This is a genomic window from Paenibacillus sp. FSL P2-0121, assembly GCF_037975345.1.
GTDB classification, from domain to species: domain Bacteria; phylum Bacillota; class Bacilli; order Paenibacillales; family Paenibacillaceae; genus Paenibacillus_AQ; species Paenibacillus_AQ odorifer.
Window position 1 is genome coordinate 3,936,443 of the sequence record NZ_CP150245.1, and the last position, 16,539, is coordinate 3,952,981.

At 42.7% G+C, this 16,539-nt stretch carries 20 protein-coding genes; 4 read left to right on the plus strand and 16 right to left on the minus strand.

Annotated features, from left to right (window positions below):
• Window positions 1-7: 7 nt before the first annotated feature.
• The 13 genes from MKY54_RS17435 to MKY54_RS17495 all read right to left on the minus strand — a co-directional run bounded on the left by MKY54_RS17435 (window position 8) and on the right by MKY54_RS17495 (window position 11,697).
• Window positions 8-790: an ATP-binding cassette domain-containing protein gene (locus MKY54_RS17435; RefSeq protein ID WP_036687827.1), complete on the minus strand. Its 783-nt coding sequence runs from the start codon at window positions 788-790 to the stop codon at window positions 8-10.
• Window positions 790-1,113, minus strand: coding sequence for a thioredoxin family protein (locus MKY54_RS17440; RefSeq protein WP_076184431.1), 324 nt, complete (start codon window positions 1,111-1,113; stop codon window positions 790-792). The genes MKY54_RS17435 and MKY54_RS17440 overlap by 1 nt, the downstream gene beginning before the upstream one ends.
• The gene (locus MKY54_RS17445) at window positions 1,110-1,454 is read right to left on the minus strand and encodes a cyclic-phosphate processing receiver domain-containing protein (protein ID WP_076184432.1); all 345 of its coding nucleotides are present in this window, start codon (window positions 1,452-1,454) and stop codon (window positions 1,110-1,112) included. Before MKY54_RS17445 ends, MKY54_RS17440 begins: the two co-directional genes overlap by 4 nt.
• Window positions 1,451-2,314, minus strand: a complete 864-nt coding sequence (locus MKY54_RS17450) for a deoxyribonuclease IV (RefSeq protein WP_076217982.1) — start codon at window positions 2,312-2,314, stop codon at window positions 1,451-1,453. Before MKY54_RS17450 ends, MKY54_RS17445 begins: the two co-directional genes overlap by 4 nt.
• Window positions 2,304-3,119, minus strand: coding sequence for a DNA-formamidopyrimidine glycosylase family protein (locus MKY54_RS17455; protein WP_076133771.1), 816 nt, complete (start codon window positions 3,117-3,119; stop codon window positions 2,304-2,306). The genes MKY54_RS17450 and MKY54_RS17455 overlap by 11 nt, the downstream gene beginning before the upstream one ends.
• A gap of 45 nt (window positions 3,120-3,164) precedes the next feature.
• Window positions 3,165-3,953 (minus strand): TIGR01457 family HAD-type hydrolase, encoded by a 789-nt coding sequence (locus MKY54_RS17460; protein ID WP_076128417.1) that lies wholly within the window; start codon window positions 3,951-3,953, stop codon window positions 3,165-3,167.
• 293 nt (window positions 3,954-4,246) lie between these two features.
• On the minus strand, window positions 4,247-5,185 hold the full coding sequence (rnz, locus tag MKY54_RS17465; RefSeq protein WP_076281714.1) for a ribonuclease Z: 939 nt from the start codon (window positions 5,183-5,185) through the stop codon (window positions 4,247-4,249).
• Between the two features lie 143 nt (window positions 5,186-5,328).
• Window positions 5,329-8,766: a methionine synthase gene (gene metH / locus MKY54_RS17470; protein WP_076128413.1), complete on the minus strand. Its 3,438-nt coding sequence runs from the start codon at window positions 8,764-8,766 to the stop codon at window positions 5,329-5,331.
• A 119-nt stretch (window positions 8,767-8,885) separates the two neighbouring features.
• Entirely contained in the window at window positions 8,886-9,311 is a 426-nt protein-coding gene (locus tag MKY54_RS17475; protein WP_038571571.1) for a FixH family protein, read from the minus strand.
• 262 nt (window positions 9,312-9,573) lie between these two features.
• Window positions 9,574-10,359: an HAD family hydrolase gene (locus tag MKY54_RS17480; RefSeq protein WP_036687714.1), complete on the minus strand. Its 786-nt coding sequence runs from the start codon at window positions 10,357-10,359 to the stop codon at window positions 9,574-9,576.
• A 34-nt stretch (window positions 10,360-10,393) separates the two neighbouring features.
• A complete protein-coding gene (locus tag MKY54_RS17485) occupies window positions 10,394-10,915 on the minus strand; it encodes a hypothetical protein (protein ID WP_076128411.1) in 522 nt (173 codons plus the stop codon).
• A gap of 49 nt (window positions 10,916-10,964) precedes the next feature.
• Entirely contained in the window at window positions 10,965-11,174 is a 210-nt protein-coding gene (locus tag MKY54_RS17490; protein WP_036687717.1) for a DUF896 domain-containing protein, read from the minus strand.
• Window positions 11,175-11,283: 109 nt separating this feature from the next.
• On the minus strand, window positions 11,284-11,697 hold the full coding sequence (locus MKY54_RS17495) for a LysM peptidoglycan-binding domain-containing protein (RefSeq protein ID WP_076128409.1): 414 nt from the start codon (window positions 11,695-11,697) through the stop codon (window positions 11,284-11,286).
• A 251-nt stretch (window positions 11,698-11,948) separates the two neighbouring features.
• Here MKY54_RS17495 and lexA point away from each other — a divergent pair, with 251 nt between their 5' ends.
• The 4 genes from lexA to MKY54_RS17515 all read left to right on the plus strand — a co-directional run bounded on the left by lexA (window position 11,949) and on the right by MKY54_RS17515 (window position 14,425).
• A complete protein-coding gene (lexA, locus tag MKY54_RS17500) occupies window positions 11,949-12,575 on the plus strand; it encodes a transcriptional repressor LexA (protein WP_036687720.1) in 627 nt (208 codons plus the stop codon).
• Window positions 12,576-12,754: 179 nt separating this feature from the next.
• Window positions 12,755-13,093 carry a L,D-transpeptidase gene (locus tag MKY54_RS17505; protein ID WP_076217985.1) on the plus strand — a complete coding sequence of 113 codons (339 nt, stop codon included), beginning with the start codon at window positions 12,755-12,757 and terminating at the stop codon, window positions 13,091-13,093.
• A 150-nt stretch (window positions 13,094-13,243) separates the two neighbouring features.
• On the plus strand, window positions 13,244-13,624 hold the full coding sequence (locus MKY54_RS17510; RefSeq protein WP_139329870.1) for a hypothetical protein: 381 nt from the start codon (window positions 13,244-13,246) through the stop codon (window positions 13,622-13,624).
• A 222-nt stretch (window positions 13,625-13,846) separates the two neighbouring features.
• Window positions 13,847-14,425 carry a hypothetical protein gene (locus MKY54_RS17515; RefSeq protein ID WP_076217986.1) on the plus strand — a complete coding sequence of 193 codons (579 nt, stop codon included), beginning with the start codon at window positions 13,847-13,849 and terminating at the stop codon, window positions 14,423-14,425.
• On the opposite strand, the gene MKY54_RS17520 is transcribed toward MKY54_RS17515, so the two are convergent.
• From MKY54_RS17520 to MKY54_RS17530, 3 genes are read right to left on the minus strand one after another with little or no spacing between them, the layout of a single operon-like run.
• Complete coding sequence (locus MKY54_RS17520; RefSeq protein WP_076279302.1) at window positions 14,426-15,202, minus strand: methyltransferase domain-containing protein; 777 nt, start codon at window positions 15,200-15,202, stop codon at window positions 14,426-14,428.
• Window positions 15,203-15,237: 35 nt separating this feature from the next.
• Entirely contained in the window at window positions 15,238-16,020 is a 783-nt protein-coding gene (locus tag MKY54_RS17525; RefSeq protein WP_339187301.1) for an MBL fold metallo-hydrolase, read from the minus strand.
• Window positions 16,021-16,512: a cupin domain-containing protein gene (locus tag MKY54_RS17530; RefSeq protein WP_339187302.1), complete on the minus strand. Its 492-nt coding sequence runs from the start codon at window positions 16,510-16,512 to the stop codon at window positions 16,021-16,023.
• Window positions 16,513-16,539: the final 27 nt, after the last annotated feature.

Sequence of the window (16,539 nt, forward strand, 5' to 3'; positions counted from 1 at the left end):
AATTCGTTCAAATCGTTTTGCCTCCAGGTCTAATTTTAATCCAGGGACGACCGCTATCCCATTCTACATCAACAGGAATATCATAGGTGGCCAAGATCATTTCTTTGGTTAATACTTCTTCTTTCGGTCCGGAACCAGCTAGCTTACCGTCGCGAATTAAAGCAACATGTGTAAAAAGCGGGACAATTTCCTCCACATGATGAGTTACATATACAACGGAGACATTACGTTGTCTCAGCTTGTCTACTTCAGCCAGCATTTTTTCTCTTTCGTACAGATCAAGACCTGCACAAGGCTCGTCCATAATCAGTAGTTTGGGGTCAGCCATAAGACATCTTGCCAGCATTGCTTTTTTTCGCTCTCCCTGTGACAAGGTTCCAAAAGGATGAAGTGCCATATTGCCCAGATTCATATCCTCTAGCAAGCGGATTGCCTTCTCCTTCACTTCGTGTGGAATGCTCTCGTAGAAACGCAAATAAGCGTAAGCTCCTGTAGCTACAACCTCCCACACCGGATCATTTAAAGACATTTTCTCCATTAAGGAAGGACCAATATAACCAATCTCTTTACGAACCTCGCGTAAATCACATTGACCATATTTATTCCCCAATACCTCAACAGTTCCTTTGCTAGGGAATAAATAACCTGTCATAATCTCCAAAATTGTTGTTTTGCCCGAACCATTTCGTCCCAAAATGACCCAGTTTTCGCCTTCCTTCACTTCTAACGATACATCGTCCAAGATTAGGCTTTCTTCTCTGCGCAGAGATAAATGTTGTAATGAAATGATCATGATATAACACTCCTTATGTATTCCAGAATCCGCTCAACTGAAACCATTGAATAATAAATATGCGGATTCTCTATCCGGTCAGCAGAAGCCACAAGTAGAGCAGGGACACTGGTAATACGGTATTTTTGGACCAGATTAGGCAACATGTTCACATTTCCGGCAACCATTTGGAGTTCAGCAGGCAATAGATGTGCCGCTACTTCCAACATGCGTTCTGTAGCCTTACAGGTACCACACAGCGGAGTATGCAAAAATACTACCAGCGGTTCTCCAGGTCTCGTGAGTATCTCCAGTAAATCCGCTTCATTCATTTCCTTCATTTCAGACCCGTCTCCCCAGCGATATCATAAAGCTTATCAGAACTTAGGGGACCATTAAACAAGATCATCCCCTCAGGTTTAGCCGCGTATAAGATTTCATACATTTCTTTTCTCCCTAAAACACTGGAGGTGTGTAGATAGATTTCACGGGGGTACAGTCCTTCCAGAACAATCCGTCTAGCCACTTCCCCACCAGAATAATCATCCGGTCCCATATCATAATCTAACGATAAAATACCAACCTCACACTCACGCAGCATCAGAAGACATTCTTCTGTTGTCCTGGCTAAAGCAAATCCAAGCGGACCTTTACGGAGATCGTCCATATAGATATGAGTCACTTTCTAGCCCCCGCTTCAAACCAACTGCGAACAGTAGCTATTTCATTCCGATGACTGCCATCTGAACCCTTTTCAGTTTCCAAAACAACAGATTTTTTACGTAATGGATCAGAAGTTATTAAGCGCTTAAGACCCTCTTCGCCGATATAACCTTTTCCTATTCCAGCATGCCGGTCCCGTCTCGAATCAAAGGGAAACTTAGAATCATTTAGATGAACAGCTACAAGATGCGGCCAAAATCCAAGCTGGTTTCCTCGTTCAAGCAAGTCTTCCGTATGCTCAGGATTCCAAATTCCCGCCGCAAAAGCATGACAGGTATCCAGACAAAATCCAATCTTCTCGGGAAACTGGCTAAGCTCACGAACCTTCACCAATTCTTCAAGTGTAATCCCTTCGGTACCATGGTTGCCCGCTTGATTCTCGATTAGCAGCTTGGCGTTACCTTCCCAGGACTCCAGCGTCTCATTCATACATTGTATAATATTTTGATATCCTTGTAACGGCTCCATTCCAGCAAAATGTCCAAAATGAACAACAATGCCTAAGGAACCGCAGGCTTCAGCAATTTCCAGATCATTAAGTAGGGAGTCTACATACACCTTTCGCGGGGTAGCGTCATCCCTATTCGCAGCCATATTGATTGCATAAGGGGTGTGGGCGATAGAGGTGATCCCTTTTTCTTGGCAAAAGAGTGCACAATCCCTTGTATCTCGAATATCAACCGTCTTTAACTTCAGACTGCGCGGATTTTTCGGAAAATATTGAAAACTTGTTGCACCGCTCTCCCAAGCAAATCGGGCAGCTCTCCCATATCCACCACGAATGCTGACATGAGCCCCTATTTTGGGTTTAGGCTTCATGCTGACAGTCTGGGCAATAAAATACTTTGCGTCCAGACAGCTCTGTTTTGATAATCGTTCCCCCATCGCGTAGGCAGGGTTCACCCTCACGGTCATAGACTTTACATTGGTCATTATAAGAACCCGTAACCGTATCACCGGTCATAAAAGGCATTTCCATGTATCCGCCAATCTCTGTCGCATCAGTCAATACTTTTTGAATGCTTTGATACAGGCGGGAAATGGCTTCCGGTGATAAATTCTGCACTAAAACTGAAGGCAGAAGCCCTGCGTCAAAAGCAATCTCATCCGCATAACAATTTCCAATACCCGCCATTACATGCTGATTCACTAACAGACTTTTTAACGCACCACGCCGCCCTTTTAATATTCCTGCAAAACGTTCCGGCGTCATCCGTCGATCCAGCAGCTCAGGTCCAAGCTTACCCATCGTTGCTTCGCTTTCCTTCACGGATACTAAATGTAAGAACCCTAACCGCAGGCCCATAAAATAAAGGATCTGATCACCAAATGCGATTTCTACTTGCGTATTACGATCCGGCCGTTCTTCTTCTGAACCATAAAAAAGCAATCCACCCAGCATTAAATGCAATAGTAATCTTCGTCCATCATGGAGATGAAACAAAATATACTTGGCGCGCCGCTCTACAAAAACAACACGCGCACCGATCAAGGCATTAATGAAAGCTTCTGTTTCCATGTTAATTGTTTTTTCTCTGTTCACAATTACATTAGTTATCGGAACATTTATAATACGCTGGCTAAGCAGCTGTCTATAATTCTCCATTTCCGGCAATTCTGGCATACTCATCGTCCCCTCTAAGTTGGTGAAGTAATAAGACCCTAGCTATTATACACCGAGAAACATTTTAAGTTCAGCTAAATCGGCACATATTTCATCGGGAGTGATCCCTGTGATGCTTTTATAGTGCTCCAGGTTCTCTGTAGTGGTTAAACCGGTAAGAACAAGGATTGTACGACAGCCCGCATTAACACCGGCAGCGATATCCGTACGCATATTATCCCCAACAACAGCAGCATGTTCAGGTTGAATGTTCAGAAGATCTGTCGCATATTTGATCAGGTGGGATTCAGGTTTACCGATCACTACTGGCTTCACTCCACTGGCAGCCTCAATTGCTGCACCAATCGTACCCGCACCCGGCATAACCCCATCATCTGATGGTAACATTAAATCTGGATTGGTGAGCACAAACTTTGCCCCGCTCAAAATCCAACGCGAAGCTTGAGCTAACGAAGCATAATTAAAAGAACGATCGATACCTTGCACCACATAATCAGGGGATTCTGTGACGATTTGGAGCCCTGCCTCAATGCAAGCCATACGCAGTCCCTCTTCTCCAAGTATCGCCACTGTAGCCCCAGGTGATTCCTCAGCTATGTAACGTGCGGCTGCCATAGAAGAGGTACATACCTCCTCAGCTTTCGCCTCAATTCCCATTCCACTTAAGTGGGCAGCAACGTTAGCTGCCGTACGCGATGAGTTATTAGTAACAAATAAAAAAGGGATATCCGCTTCACGAAGAGCTTTTATCAGCAGATCAGCACCGGGAATCATTTTATGCCCATGGTACAATGTACCATCTAGATCAATCAATAATCCTTCAATTTGTTCCATCACTAACCCCTCAGTTTCCACAATAAATTTAATTAATATAATAAATAAATAATAGTATTAACAAACTTGTAGCCTTTGCCCTGCTTGGATTTACAGAAAAACTCAATCCCTTTAGGTGGAAGATATCACCTACTGATTTTCGGCAATATGTCCAGCCATTCGTTCGTCTTTTACTCCGTGATTACTTTAAATCTAACACACTTCGTCGAATGAAATCGAACAACCGTCCCATCCAGCATTTTTTAGCATAGCACTGTCATTTCCTGCGCTTTCCCGGAAAATAATCATTCCCCCTATTGCCCATTTAGTCTGCGAGGTACCGGATATGCATTAAATTCCTCAGCTAATAATGTCTCTGGGAATAGGAGTTCAGCTTCCTCAAGCAAAGGAATTAACTCTTCATGCGAGCTGTAACGAGAACTGAAATGAGTCAGCAACAGCTGTCCTGCTTTGGCTTCTTTTGCTAACTCTGCAGCCTGACGGGCTGTACTATGATGATATTGATACGCCATGTCAGCCAGATCATGGGCGAAGGTTGCTTCATGAACGATAAGGTCTGCATTAAGAGAGAGTTCTAAGGCTCCCGAACAAGGTCTTGTATCTCCAAGGATAGTAACAATACGTCCTCGTTTGGGTTCCCTGACAACATCAGCAGCACAGATTCGCACACCTTCATCCGTAACAACATCTTCACCTTTTTTTAATTTCCCATAAATCGGTCCCGGTTTTAAACCATAACTCTTAAGCAATTCCGTATTGAGGCTTCCGGGACTATCCTTTTCCGTTACCCGGTAGCCATAGCTGTCAATCCGGTGCTCAAGTAATGCAGCCTCAACTTTAAAGCTATCATCCTCGAATATAATTCCTCCTGAATGCTCTACAATCTCAATCTTATAAGGAATTCGGGATTGGCTCACAGCTAAGGAGATCTCTAAGTAAGCTTTTAATCCAGGGGGTCCGTACACCGTTAACGGCGCTGTCCCTCCCTGATAACCACGACTTGATAATAGACCTGGAAGACCAAATAGGTGATCACCATGCAAGTGGGTAATGAATAGCTTTTCCAGCTTTCCTAGCCGAATCGGTGAACGAAGAACCTGATGTTGTGTACCTTCCCCACAATCGAACATCCAAATACTGCGACGTTCTTCCAGCAGTCTTAATGTAACGGACGTTACATTGCGTTGTAGCGTTGGCACACCTGCATTAGTACCTAAAAAATATAAATCCATTCTTTTTCCTCCCTTCTGCTTATTGGCTCAACCATCTCTTTTCAATTCTAAACGACCTTCTTCCAGCAAAAAACCCCCCAGTTACGGGAGGTTCCGCTGAAAGGGATACAATCCCCTACAGACCAGGTATATAAATGAAAGAATTACAGCTTCTCTACATTAAAATACTGCGCTTCTGGATGGGCAAATACCATAGCCGAAACGGAAGCTTCGGGCTCCATCATAAAGCCTTCTGTAAGGTGAACACCGATATCCTCCGGAGATAACAACTTAAACAGTGGACCTTGATCTTCTAAATCCGGGCATGCAGGATAACCAAATGAAACACGGATTCCTTGGTATCTTGCCCCATGTCTTTGCTTCATCGTCATATCCGCCGGATCCGGGAAACCCCAAGTATCGCGCATCATATGATGGACGCGTTCCGCCAGTCCTTCTGCCACTTCAAGTGCAACCGACTGCAAGGCGTGTGAACGCAGATAATCTCCGCTTTCTTTCAGCTGAGTAGACAATTCACGTACACCGTGACCTGCTGTTACAACTAGGAATCCAACATAGTCCATAATACCACTGTCAACAGGTTTCAAGAAGTCCGCCAAGCACAGATGAGGCTCTACCCCTTGTCTCGGGAAAGTAAAGGTATGCAGGATCTCGGACGTATTCTGTGGATTATACACTATAATATCATTCCCTTGCGATTGTGCAGGGAAGAATTGATACATAGCATGTGGAGTAATGGTACCCTCTAGCATTGCTTGATGGAGAATATCGTCTACGGTACCTTTCAGTTCAACAGTCCGCTGATCTCCAGCAGCTAATTGGGCTTCTACAGAACCCCGTAACCCCAAATGATGACCCAGCAGCATTTGCATATTCACATAGGGGATAATATGCCCCAATGGATAGTTACGCAGTACGTGGCGTTCTAAATCCGGTGGAACAAATACAGGTGCATCTGGAGATATTTTGGAACGCACTGCTCTGGTTAGTTTCGGCAGTTCTTGCTTAGGCGCCACCGCAACCGCTGCTTCTGCCTCCACACGAATTTCCTCGGCAATCTTCTCCCGTTCTTCAGGGTTCATAAGCCGATTGGCAATATCCAGCCCGTCCATAGCGTCCTTAGCATACAATACTAGACCGTCATATTCTGGACGAATACGGGTCTTCGTAAATTTACGGGTCAAAGCTGCGCCGCCAACCATAATCGGAACATCGATACCTGCTGTACGTAAATCCTGAGCGGTGAGGACCATCTGCTGAGCAGATTTCACAAGCAACCCGGACAATCCTATCGCATCAGCTTTTTCTCGACGGAAGGCTTCGATAATGGTCTCTGGTGGTACTTTTATACCCAAATTAATGATCTGATAACCATTATTGGAGAGGATGATCTCCACTAGATTCTTACCAATATCATGCACGTCCCCTTTTACGGTTGCCAGCATAATTTTTCCTTTAACCGCTGTCTCATCCTTCTGCATAAACTGCTCTAGATGATTGACAGAAGCCTTCATCACTTCAGCGCTTTGCAGCACCTCAGCAACAATCAATTCATTATTATTAAATAACCGGCCGACTTCCGACATCCCTGCCATCAGCGGTCCATTGATGATCTCCAGCGGACCAGATTTAGTCAATGCTTCATTAAGGTCAGGAATGAGTCCTTCCTTCGTACCTTCAACCACATAGGAAGCTAAACGTTCTTCAAGTGACAGGTTGGAAATCTTCTCTTTTTTCTCTACTTTTTTACCACGGAAAGCAGCTACAAAAGCAGAAAGCGTCTCATCATTCGTATTATAAATCAGTTCCTCAGCAAGATGACGTTCTTCAGCAGGAATGGAAGCATACCGCTCCACTTTTTCTGTATTTACGATCGCATAATCTAATCCAGCTTTTGTACATTCATAAAGGAATACGGAGTTCAACACTTCACGACCCGCTTCCGGCAATCCAAAGGAGACGTTGCTAATGCCCAAGATCGTATGAACGCCTGGAAGTGCTTCCTTGATCAAACGAATGCCGTCAATCGTTTCTTTTGCTGAACCGATATATTGTTCATCTCCGGTTCCTACAGGGAACACCAACGTGTCAAAAATAAGATCTTCTCCTGCTAAACCGTACTTATTCACTAGCAAGTCATAGGAGCGTTTAGCCACTTCCAGTTTATCTGTCGCCTTAATGGCTTGTCCCGTCTCATCGATGGTACCCACAACAATAGCTGCACCATATTTATGAATGATCGGCGTCACCAGCTCGAATTTTTCTTCACCATCTTCAAGGTTAATGGAGTTAATTATCGCCTTACCTTGACAGTACTGCAAAGCCAAATCGATAACCTTAGGATCGGTAGTATCGATCATCAGGGGTACTTTAACCTTTTTCACAACCAGTTCTAAGAAAAGCTTAATATCTTCAATCTCATCACGGTCAGGGTCTTGTACACACACGTCAATAACCTGTGCCCCACTCTTCACCTGAGCACGGGCAATTTCTGAGGCTTCCTCATATTTACCTTCGACGATAAGACGTTTAAATTTACGAGAGCCAAGTACATTCGTACGTTCACCAACCATGTATGGACGGTTGTCGTTCTCAATATAGATAGGCTCGATGCCTGAAAGTGCAGGCGGATGATTACCTGTCAGCGGGCGTGGAGGATATTCAGAAAGTGCTTCCTTCATCGCACGGATATGCTCTGGTGTCGTTCCACAGCACCCCCCCGCAATGTTCAGCCAGCCTTTTTCGGCAAAGGCTGCAATCTTGCGAGCTAAAGAATCTGGAGATTCATGATAATGTCCGTTCTCATCCGGCAATCCTGCGTTTGGATAACAGCTCACGGCTGCGGAGGAGATCTCCGAAAGCGAACGAATGTGATCCCGCATGAACTCAGGACCAGTCGCACAGTTGAGGCCCATAGAGATAGGCTTCAGATGTTCTAATGAGATATAAAATGCTTCAATATTCTGACCCGCCAATGTAGTACCCATTGGTTCAATTGTTCCTGAAATCATAACCGGCAATGTGATGCCAGTCTTTTCAAAAGCATTACGAATACCAATACTTCCAGCTTTAACGTTAAGTGTATCTTGAGAGGTCTCCAGCAGCAAAACATCTACTTTACCGTCGATCAATGCCACTGCTTGTTCCTCATAGCTATCAACTAACTCTTGGAAAGTAACGCCTCCAGTTACTGAGAGCGTTTTTGTTGTTGGACCCATAGCCCCCACGACGTATCGCGGACGGTCAGGTGTGTCATATTTGTCTACTGCTCTGCGAGCCAACTCTGCTGCCGCTAGATTGATCTCACGTGCCCGCTGAGGAATATCATATTCAGCTAGCACAACAGAGGTTGCACCAAATGTGTTAGTCTCAATGAGATCAGCCCCTGCTTCGAGGTACTGCTCATGAATCGTCTGAATGACTTCTGGACGTGTTAATACCAGCATTTCATTACAGCCGTCCAGCTCATCGCCTCCAAAATCTTCTCCAGTAAGAGGCACCTGTTGGATCATCGTGCCCATTGCGCCATCAAGGATCAAAATCCTTTGTTGTAAGCTTTCCTCAAGTGTATATTTAGCCAACTAATAGTCCCCCCAGTAAAACATTAGAGTAAGTTTAGCAGAATAAAGGAATTTCGAAAAGCCTTCCTTTCCACTCTGCTTTATCTGTTATTGCTCAGTAAGCGTTGCGAACCTTTGAATCATGGTTTCACAGACAGCTCTTTGCTAGGCATAGAGTGCTGTGTCCGGGCTGTCACATGTGAAGTGACATTATATTGTCCTTCCTTTTCAAGGGTCCCTTCTGCTTGATAGACTCCTTTACCAATTAGCTTTCCCTTAAGCTCTATTTTCTGTCCCTCATCATTTTTATTCACAATTTCGAACAGAACCTCTTTTGCATCATCTACTGCCTCGTTATCTTGGGTCACCACAGCTTCAAAGGTTACCTTTTGATTTACAACAACTTCTTCAGGACTCCATTGTAGTTCGACTTTGATAGGTTCCATAGACATGTTCATATTCATGTTATGTATTTCTGAATGCTTGGTTCCATTTGAAGAACATCCACCTAGTACTAGAAGTGTTGCACCTAATAATACAGCGACTAATTTCTTCGATCTCATCATTTGGAGCCCTCCCAATCATTATCGAATAATAAAAATCTACCAATTCATGTTATACATCTCCATCTATTATACACATTATTATTGGTTTTTCAGTATTTTGCGTCAATTCCGCATTAGTCTTGTGACTTAAATCATTTACTTAAAAATCTAATGAATTCCTTATGTTAGTATGTATGTACAGAAAAGCAGCGAGTTTCTTAGGATCTCAGAAACTCGCTGCTTTTATAAAGTCTTTATGTTGGAGCTAATAGCTCTGTATATCTTACAAGGATTGAACTAGTGGAAGAAGTTCCTCAAGGTGATTGATTTCATGATCCGGATGAATATCAAGACTAGGTGCTCTACCTTTTCTATTAATCCAGACCGTGGTCAACCCTGCTGCCAGCCCCCCACGGATATCCGTTGTCAGCTTATCGCCGACCATAACCGCTTGCTCAGGCGTTACATCAAGAAGCTCTAAAGCATGCAGGAAAATTTCCTTATCCGGTTTGCCTTTACCAAAGCTTCCGGAAATCACAATATGATCAAAGAAAGGAATTAACTCGGGCACACCATCTAGTTTCTCTTGTTGCAGTGCAGGACAGCCGTTCGTAAGTAGCAGAAGCTTCACTTGACCCCGTAACTGCTCCAGTACATGCATTGTTTCTTCATAGATGTATGGACGTTTTCTGCGCTCTGCTGCGAATTTAGTTGCCAAGGTCTCAGCTAGTGCTTCGTCTTCCACCCCTAACGCTGCAAGTCCGCGACGCCAAGACTCTTTACGATATACCGGTGCAAGCTGCTCCAATTGACGGAATTCTGGCTGTTCACCTGCCGTAAAGTTAGCCCAGAGTGCTTCATATGGATTAATTCCGATCATCTTTGTAAATGGGAACGTCTCATAAGATTCATATAAGCTACTTGCTTCCTTACGAACTGCAACTTCTAGTTCTTGTGGATCGATCGTATCCCCGGCGGCTTCACAAGCAGAACGAAATGCTTCTTCGACGCTCCGATCATCCCACAGCAATGTATCATCAAGGTCAAATAGTACAGCAGAAATTGGCATTACAGGTCTCCCTCTCCCTTTAACTGGTCTAGTTCTATTCGTGAACTACTTCAATGTTGTGAGCTTTAGCAAATGCTTCTAATCGTGTACTCATCGCATTAGTATCATAGCGATTCATAAGTTTTGTGAAAATCCATTTCGTACGTTTCCCTTTATGCTTAATGACTACAGCTCCACGCGAAAGGGTGATTTTCTCAATATCTGCAGCTGGAAGTCCGCGTTCGCGATTGAATTTAATAGTGGACAGTCTTGCTTTTTCCACCTTTAAGTACGGACGACGGAAGAACAATAGCGCTGCCAGCAAATAGTACAGTACTACTCCCAGCCAATTAGCCAGCATGCCATTACCTTTGGCCTGATCAATAGAACCAACTACCCAAAACATAGTGCCAAGTATCACTAACACTACCGGAAATGCAATGTTGCGACCTTTAAAGACTTCGGCATTCTGGGTAGGAGATTTAGAGGCATAAATCGTATCCTTGCCTTGTTTCTTTCTTTGCTTGTTGATTTGCTGTGTGTTGCGTTGAACCATTCTTTCCCAAGAACGGGCCATGTGCGTTCCCCCTAGTCATCCTGAAATATCTATGAAAAGGAACAGCGAGCTAATGTTTAAGCCCCTTGTTACCTTGTTCATGCTCATCGTTATCTACTACTTCAATAGTATTTAATTGTGCTCGGAAGTTATTACGGATATTCCCCAGGTAAATTTCACGAAGCTTGGCGCGTTCCGCCACTTCCTCTTGATTAAGGCCTACGCTCTTCTGTTTGCGTGCCAATTCGTTAATTCGCGCGACCAACTCATCAATATTCAATACTTTCCCTCCCCCTATAAATTAATTCTAACTCTGCCATGAGAAAAAGAGCTTGTCAAGGTCTACTCCCTGCAAGCTCTACTGGTCATTCTATTATGTTCTCAGAAAATTAATAAATAGGTAAAGTAAGTATGTCTCCAGCGTTAATTTGACTACTCTTAATCCCACTTGAACGTTTAATTCCTTCTATATAAACAACTGTCTTCATATCAGCTGGTTTATTCTTAAGGGCAATACTCCATAGTGTATCTCCACGTTCAACCACAATCCGCTTCTCTTCCTTCATTATAGTCGTCGATCCTGCAAATACATTTCCCACTACTGTTAGGCCAGATAATACTAGCACGAAAATCAATATTAACTTAATAAAGAAATCTTGACGGAACAACGAAATCATCCCTCCAAGCAAACGTTCCGTTATCTCTTTCACCTTAGCGGAATTACGGGCAACGTCATTATGTCCTATAGATTCAACCACTGGGGCCTTATCGTAGATGCTGCGGTATGTACTGTATTTTAGCATAATCATCATCCTCCAAACACTTGTTCTTACTTTCGATTTTATAATAACACGAACATGTGTTTTGTTCAATACTATTTCAGAACAATTGTTCTCTTTTTTTCGAGAGACTCAAGCGGTTCATTTTATTATCATTTGTCTACCATTTTTTAACTCTAGCAGATTAATATTTATAATAGTTAGAACTTATGTTTGTGCGAACGGTAGTTCTATGTTATAATTTTCCCAAACATTACTATATGGGGTTGATTCCAATGTCAAAGATTTCAAGTCGCCAGCTGGCGATCCTGGAATTTATACGAAGCGAAGTCCGCAGCAAGGGTTATCCACCTTCCGTCCGGGAAATTGGAGAAGCTGTTGGCCTTGCTTCCAGCTCCACAGTTCACGGTCATTTGGACCGGCTTGAGAAAAAGGGACTTATTCGTCGAGATCCAACGAAGCCACGTGCAATAGAATTACTAGGCCAAGAGGATTCAGAGAATGTTCACCAATTCGCGCAGACCATCTCACGGATTCCTGTCGTAGGTAAAGTTACCGCCGGGGTACCTATCACTGCTACAGAGAATATCGAAGACTACTTCCCACTTCCTACTCACTATGTAGGTGACAACAAAGTATTTATGCTGTCTGTCATGGGTGATAGTATGGTGGACGCAGGCATTATGAATGGTGACTATGTGATTGTTCGCCAACAACAAACAGCGGACAACGGAGATATCGTTGTAGCCATGACCGAAGAAGATGAAGCAACCGTTAAGACCTTTTACAAGGAACGTGATCATATACGGCTTCAGCCGGAGAATCCAGCTTATGAGCCGCTTCGCCTTAATCGCGTAACTATTCTCGGAAGAGTCATCGGATTGTTTCGAGATATCCACTAAGTATGCACTTCTAACATAAAAGGCTGTTCCGCATATGCGGAACAGCCTTTTTTCTACGTTTTTTTTGCTTTTCCAACCACTTACGAACATTTGTTCCCAATGGCTAAAATGGCCATTTTCTATGAATAACCCTTTAGGCGTTCTGCTCATATCCTAATTAGGAAGGAGTGTTGCGTATAATGCCCAACTACCGAATTATTGTAGATCTGACCCAACGAATGTTATATCTTCTGGACAATGATATTGTGATTAGAGGTTACCCTGTCGGCATCGGTAAGATGTTAACCCAATCCCCAGTGGGTGAATTCACTATTATTAACAAACAACCCGACCCAGGGGGTCCCTTCGGTGTGTTTTGGATGGGACTGTCTAAACCACACTACGGAATTCATGGAAACAATGACCCTTCCTCCATTGGGAAAGAGGTGTCCCACGGCTGCATCCGGATGTACAACGAGGATGTGTTAGCACTCGCTGCTATTGTCCCTATAGGCACACGAGTAACGATAAGAAATTAAATTCGAATGGAGGCTCGGCAACCCCCAAATCACATTAAAAAATGGGGGTCATTACATAAGTAAGTATTTTTTCATTAGCATACTAGGAGTTTGGTGATTATATGTCGAATATTGTTAACAGGATTGCAAATTGAAAAGGATGTGTTTAGTTTGAATAATTCAAAAATTAGAACCCTCGTCGATTTTAAAGTCGATGCACTGGGTAAGCTGTCCGGTTTACTTTTAAATGATGAACAAGCTAGTGGAAAAAAAGTGAATTTGCTCACCTCTTTTGGCAGCATTCAGGGAATCGTCTCTCCAACCGTCTCCAACAAAGAGGATGTATTTGATTTAAAATCTTTGATGGATGATGTAATTGTAGACGAATACATATCTTATTTGGGAGCAGAACACCCTGATAAAAATTTCAGCTATAACTTTGTTGTCCTCAATGACGTTACTGTAAGACCTTATGCTAGTTATGGGACTCCGATCGAATACAAACAGCTGATTGTTTATACCGATCATATCACTGCCTTCAATTTTCTATAGGTTTTCATAATCATCTTAAAAAGCACCCTTGTAGCAACCCCCAATTTTGCATCATTTGCAGAATCGGAAGGTTTCTCTGGGTGCTTTTTTTGGGTTAATCGTGAAGCCGATCCTATAATTCCACGAATTTCCCTTTTAAAAGATACTAGTGGAGATCATTCAGGCATATCTTTCAATAAGCAACAATTTGAGTCTAATGAGATAACTAGGAGGTGTGATTATATGCTGATTATCTTGATGTACTTATTTGCTATTTTAGGAGTTGTTTTAATTCTAAGTGCCGCCATTATAAAATTGAAAACGCTATCTGCTTCATCTGAAATTTCTAAGCTAGTTAATGCGACCTCATCTTTTAACATCAGCTTCACCAAAACATTCATTCCCCCCAATCAATCTCACTTGATCGCACTTAACGAGCCTAATAAAAAATTGGCAATCGGTACCAAAAATCCGAAGAGTAACAAAAAAGCAGTAGCAAAGCTATACTCTTTTGATAATGTAATGGGATCCGAGATTGTGGTTAACGCACTTACCCTTTCAAAAGTATCCAAAAGACATCAAAACAGCAAAACTACTGCAACAAGTGCAGATATTAACGTCCTTAAGGAAGCTGATGAAGAAGCTAATGTGATTGAAGAGCTTACGCTTAAAATATATATGAACAGCAAAGAAACGCCTGTGTATTGTATCTCCTTCTTGCCGGGTTTATTGCCTATTCAACAATCCGACAACCAGTACAAGGAAGCTTACTCCCAAGTACAACAATTACATGCACTGTTCAGGTCAATCGTATCTGAATAATTAAGTTGTTTTTTGCGCAATAAGATGTGTGAAAATAGCAACGTCCTTGTATGGAGATAAACTGCTTAACTTAAGCTCTAGCTCCACCATTTCTACATGCCATTGCTCATCCATTTTTATTTCATTATCCACAATATATCCGTAGATATTATGTATTCCGTATATACTTCTAATCTCATAACCACACTCCGCGAGCCATTCCACTAATTGATCTTTTGTATAGATGGTAATGTCTGTTTGAATAATGCCGCTATATTCCTGCGTGTTTCCAATACTGTCTATAGCCCCCATAGGATCTTTATTCATAACGGCTTTTTTCATCACTTTTGCCACTGGATTATGAGTTATAAGAGAAAGCATTCCGTTTTCATTTTGTTTTTTACTAATGTCCATTAACAATTGTTTTGGATCATCGAGATATTCAAGCACATTATGGCAAAAAATCCAGTCATATCCGTCCGCTAATACATCTGCATCTTGTAGCGTTGCCGATCTAAAGGCTATGTTAAGACCGTCTTTACATGCAGACTCTTGCGCAATGACTATCATCTCTGGAGTCGGATCTATCCCTGTAACTGTATAACCTTTTTTTGCGAATTCACGACTGGTTATCCCAAAACCACAGCCGATATCTAAAATAGATTGAACCTCTTCAGAGCTGCAGTGATTGTCAATTTGCTGCCAAGCGGAATGATAAAACAATCTCCCCCAAGGCATTTTAATGTAGTTTAAATAAGAATCCATTGATCTAGCAAAAGCCTTTGATGTAGACGCCATATCGCCATACCCCCATTTGTTTTCGACATAAAAATCTAAAATTGCACACTAAACCCATCAAACTGGTGAATGCCCGTACCATGTGCTACTACCTTTTGCTCACGTAACTCACGAACCGCTTTTTTGACCTCTTGTAAAATAGATGGATCTAAACCCAGTGTATTATGAGAACCGAATACTTGGGTAACTCCTGGAATTTCCGTAATCTTTTCTAAGGAGGCCACTAAATCAACCGGACTAGTCGAAGGGTAAAAGGCATAGATTGGCGTAACGTCATACAATAAATCACCTGTAAACAGATATCCGTTGGCATGATCAAAAAAGCTGATATGACCTGGCGAATGACCTGGTGTGTGGTATATTTCTATTTTACGCCCGCCTATGTCGAGCACATCCCCTTCTTGTAAAAGAGCTGTTGGCTTCCCTTGAAAAGGTATGTAGGTGTTAGGATCAAAGGTTTCAGGAACAGGAAGGGTGATGTCCCGGCTCATATCTTTTCGAATCTGGGCAAGGGACAAGCCTTTTATTCCGTTAATCAGCCAATCCTCATCCGCTTTATGAACATAGATTGTCTCGAATTGCCCATGACTGCCAATATGATCTGCATGCACATGCGTAGTTATGACAGCGATAGGTAAATCCGTTAACTGATCCGTTATTCTTTTTATATTATCAATACCTAATCCCGTATCAATTAACGCGGCTTGTTTTTGCCCCAAGAGTAAAAAAGAATGCACCTTTTCCCAATGTCCATATTCACTGATTGCATAGGTGGTCGGATCAATTTCCGTTACTGTAAACCAACGATCTTTAATCAATTACGCTCCCCCATTCCATTTTTCCCTTACATGCTCTTCTCCCTTACAATAATCCGCCTGTTCATCTGCTTGATAGATTTCTTGATAGGGCAAAATGTTGATTTTGCCTGAGTCTGGATATTCGCAAACATCTATTCCCTGATTCGTTCGGAGATCCAGATACCTGCATGGTGCATCGGAATGATTATAAAGCTGGTGCGCCCCTTCCGGTCCCATTTCAAAAAATATTACATCCCCTTCAGTAACCTCCGTAAAACCCTCGGGTGTTCTTAACATCGCTTTTCCCGCTAAAATCACAAATATTTCTTCAGCATTTCTATGAAAATGATAAGGAAAAGAATATTTATCAGGATCTAAAGATCTGATATCAAAAACTAAATGCTTGGAGCCCACCATTTCAGCTAACCTTTCACTCGTATGCCAAGCAAAATCTGGGATCGGGGACTGTTTTTGTGTAAAAGAGACCGTATTTTCATTAAAAATCTTCACCATCTGCAACACTCCTCCTTATGTTGTGCG

Coding starts and splice junctions, on each gene's coding strand:
- rnz (WP_076281714.1), bottom strand. CDS start 5,185: ATGGATTTATATTTTTTAGGTACTAATGCAGGTGTGCCAACGCTACAA.
- MKY54_RS17450 (WP_076217982.1), bottom strand. CDS start 2,314: ATGAAGCCTAAACCCAAAATAGGGGCTCATGTCAGCATTCGTGGTGGA.
- MKY54_RS17455 (WP_076133771.1), bottom strand. CDS start 3,119: ATGCCAGAATTGCCGGAAATGGAGAATTATAGACAGCTGCTTAGCCAG.
- MKY54_RS17460 (WP_076128417.1), bottom strand. CDS start 3,953: ATGGAACAAATTGAAGGATTATTGATTGATCTAGATGGTACATTGTAC.
- MKY54_RS17520 (WP_076279302.1), bottom strand. CDS start 15,202: ATGGCGTCTACATCAAAGGCTTTTGCTAGATCAATGGATTCTTATTTA.
- MKY54_RS17440 (WP_076184431.1), bottom strand. CDS start 1,113: ATGAAGGAAATGAATGAAGCGGATTTACTGGAGATACTCACGAGACCT.
- MKY54_RS17485 (WP_076128411.1), bottom strand. CDS start 10,915: ATGGCCCGTTCTTGGGAAAGAATGGTTCAACGCAACACACAGCAAATC.
- MKY54_RS17495 (WP_076128409.1), bottom strand. CDS start 11,697: ATGCTAAAATACAGTACATACCGCAGCATCTACGATAAGGCCCCAGTG.
- MKY54_RS17515 (WP_076217986.1), top strand. CDS start 13,847: ATGCTGATTATCTTGATGTACTTATTTGCTATTTTAGGAGTTGTTTTA.
- MKY54_RS17480 (WP_036687714.1), bottom strand. CDS start 10,359: ATGCCAATTTCTGCTGTACTATTTGACCTTGATGATACATTGCTGTGG.
- MKY54_RS17475 (WP_038571571.1), bottom strand. CDS start 9,311: ATGATGAGATCGAAGAAATTAGTCGCTGTATTATTAGGTGCAACACTT.
- MKY54_RS17530 (WP_339187302.1), bottom strand. CDS start 16,512: ATGGTGAAGATTTTTAATGAAAATACGGTCTCTTTTACACAAAAACAG.
- lexA (WP_036687720.1), top strand. CDS start 11,949: ATGTCAAAGATTTCAAGTCGCCAGCTGGCGATCCTGGAATTTATACGA.
- MKY54_RS17505 (WP_076217985.1), top strand. CDS start 12,755: ATGCCCAACTACCGAATTATTGTAGATCTGACCCAACGAATGTTATAT.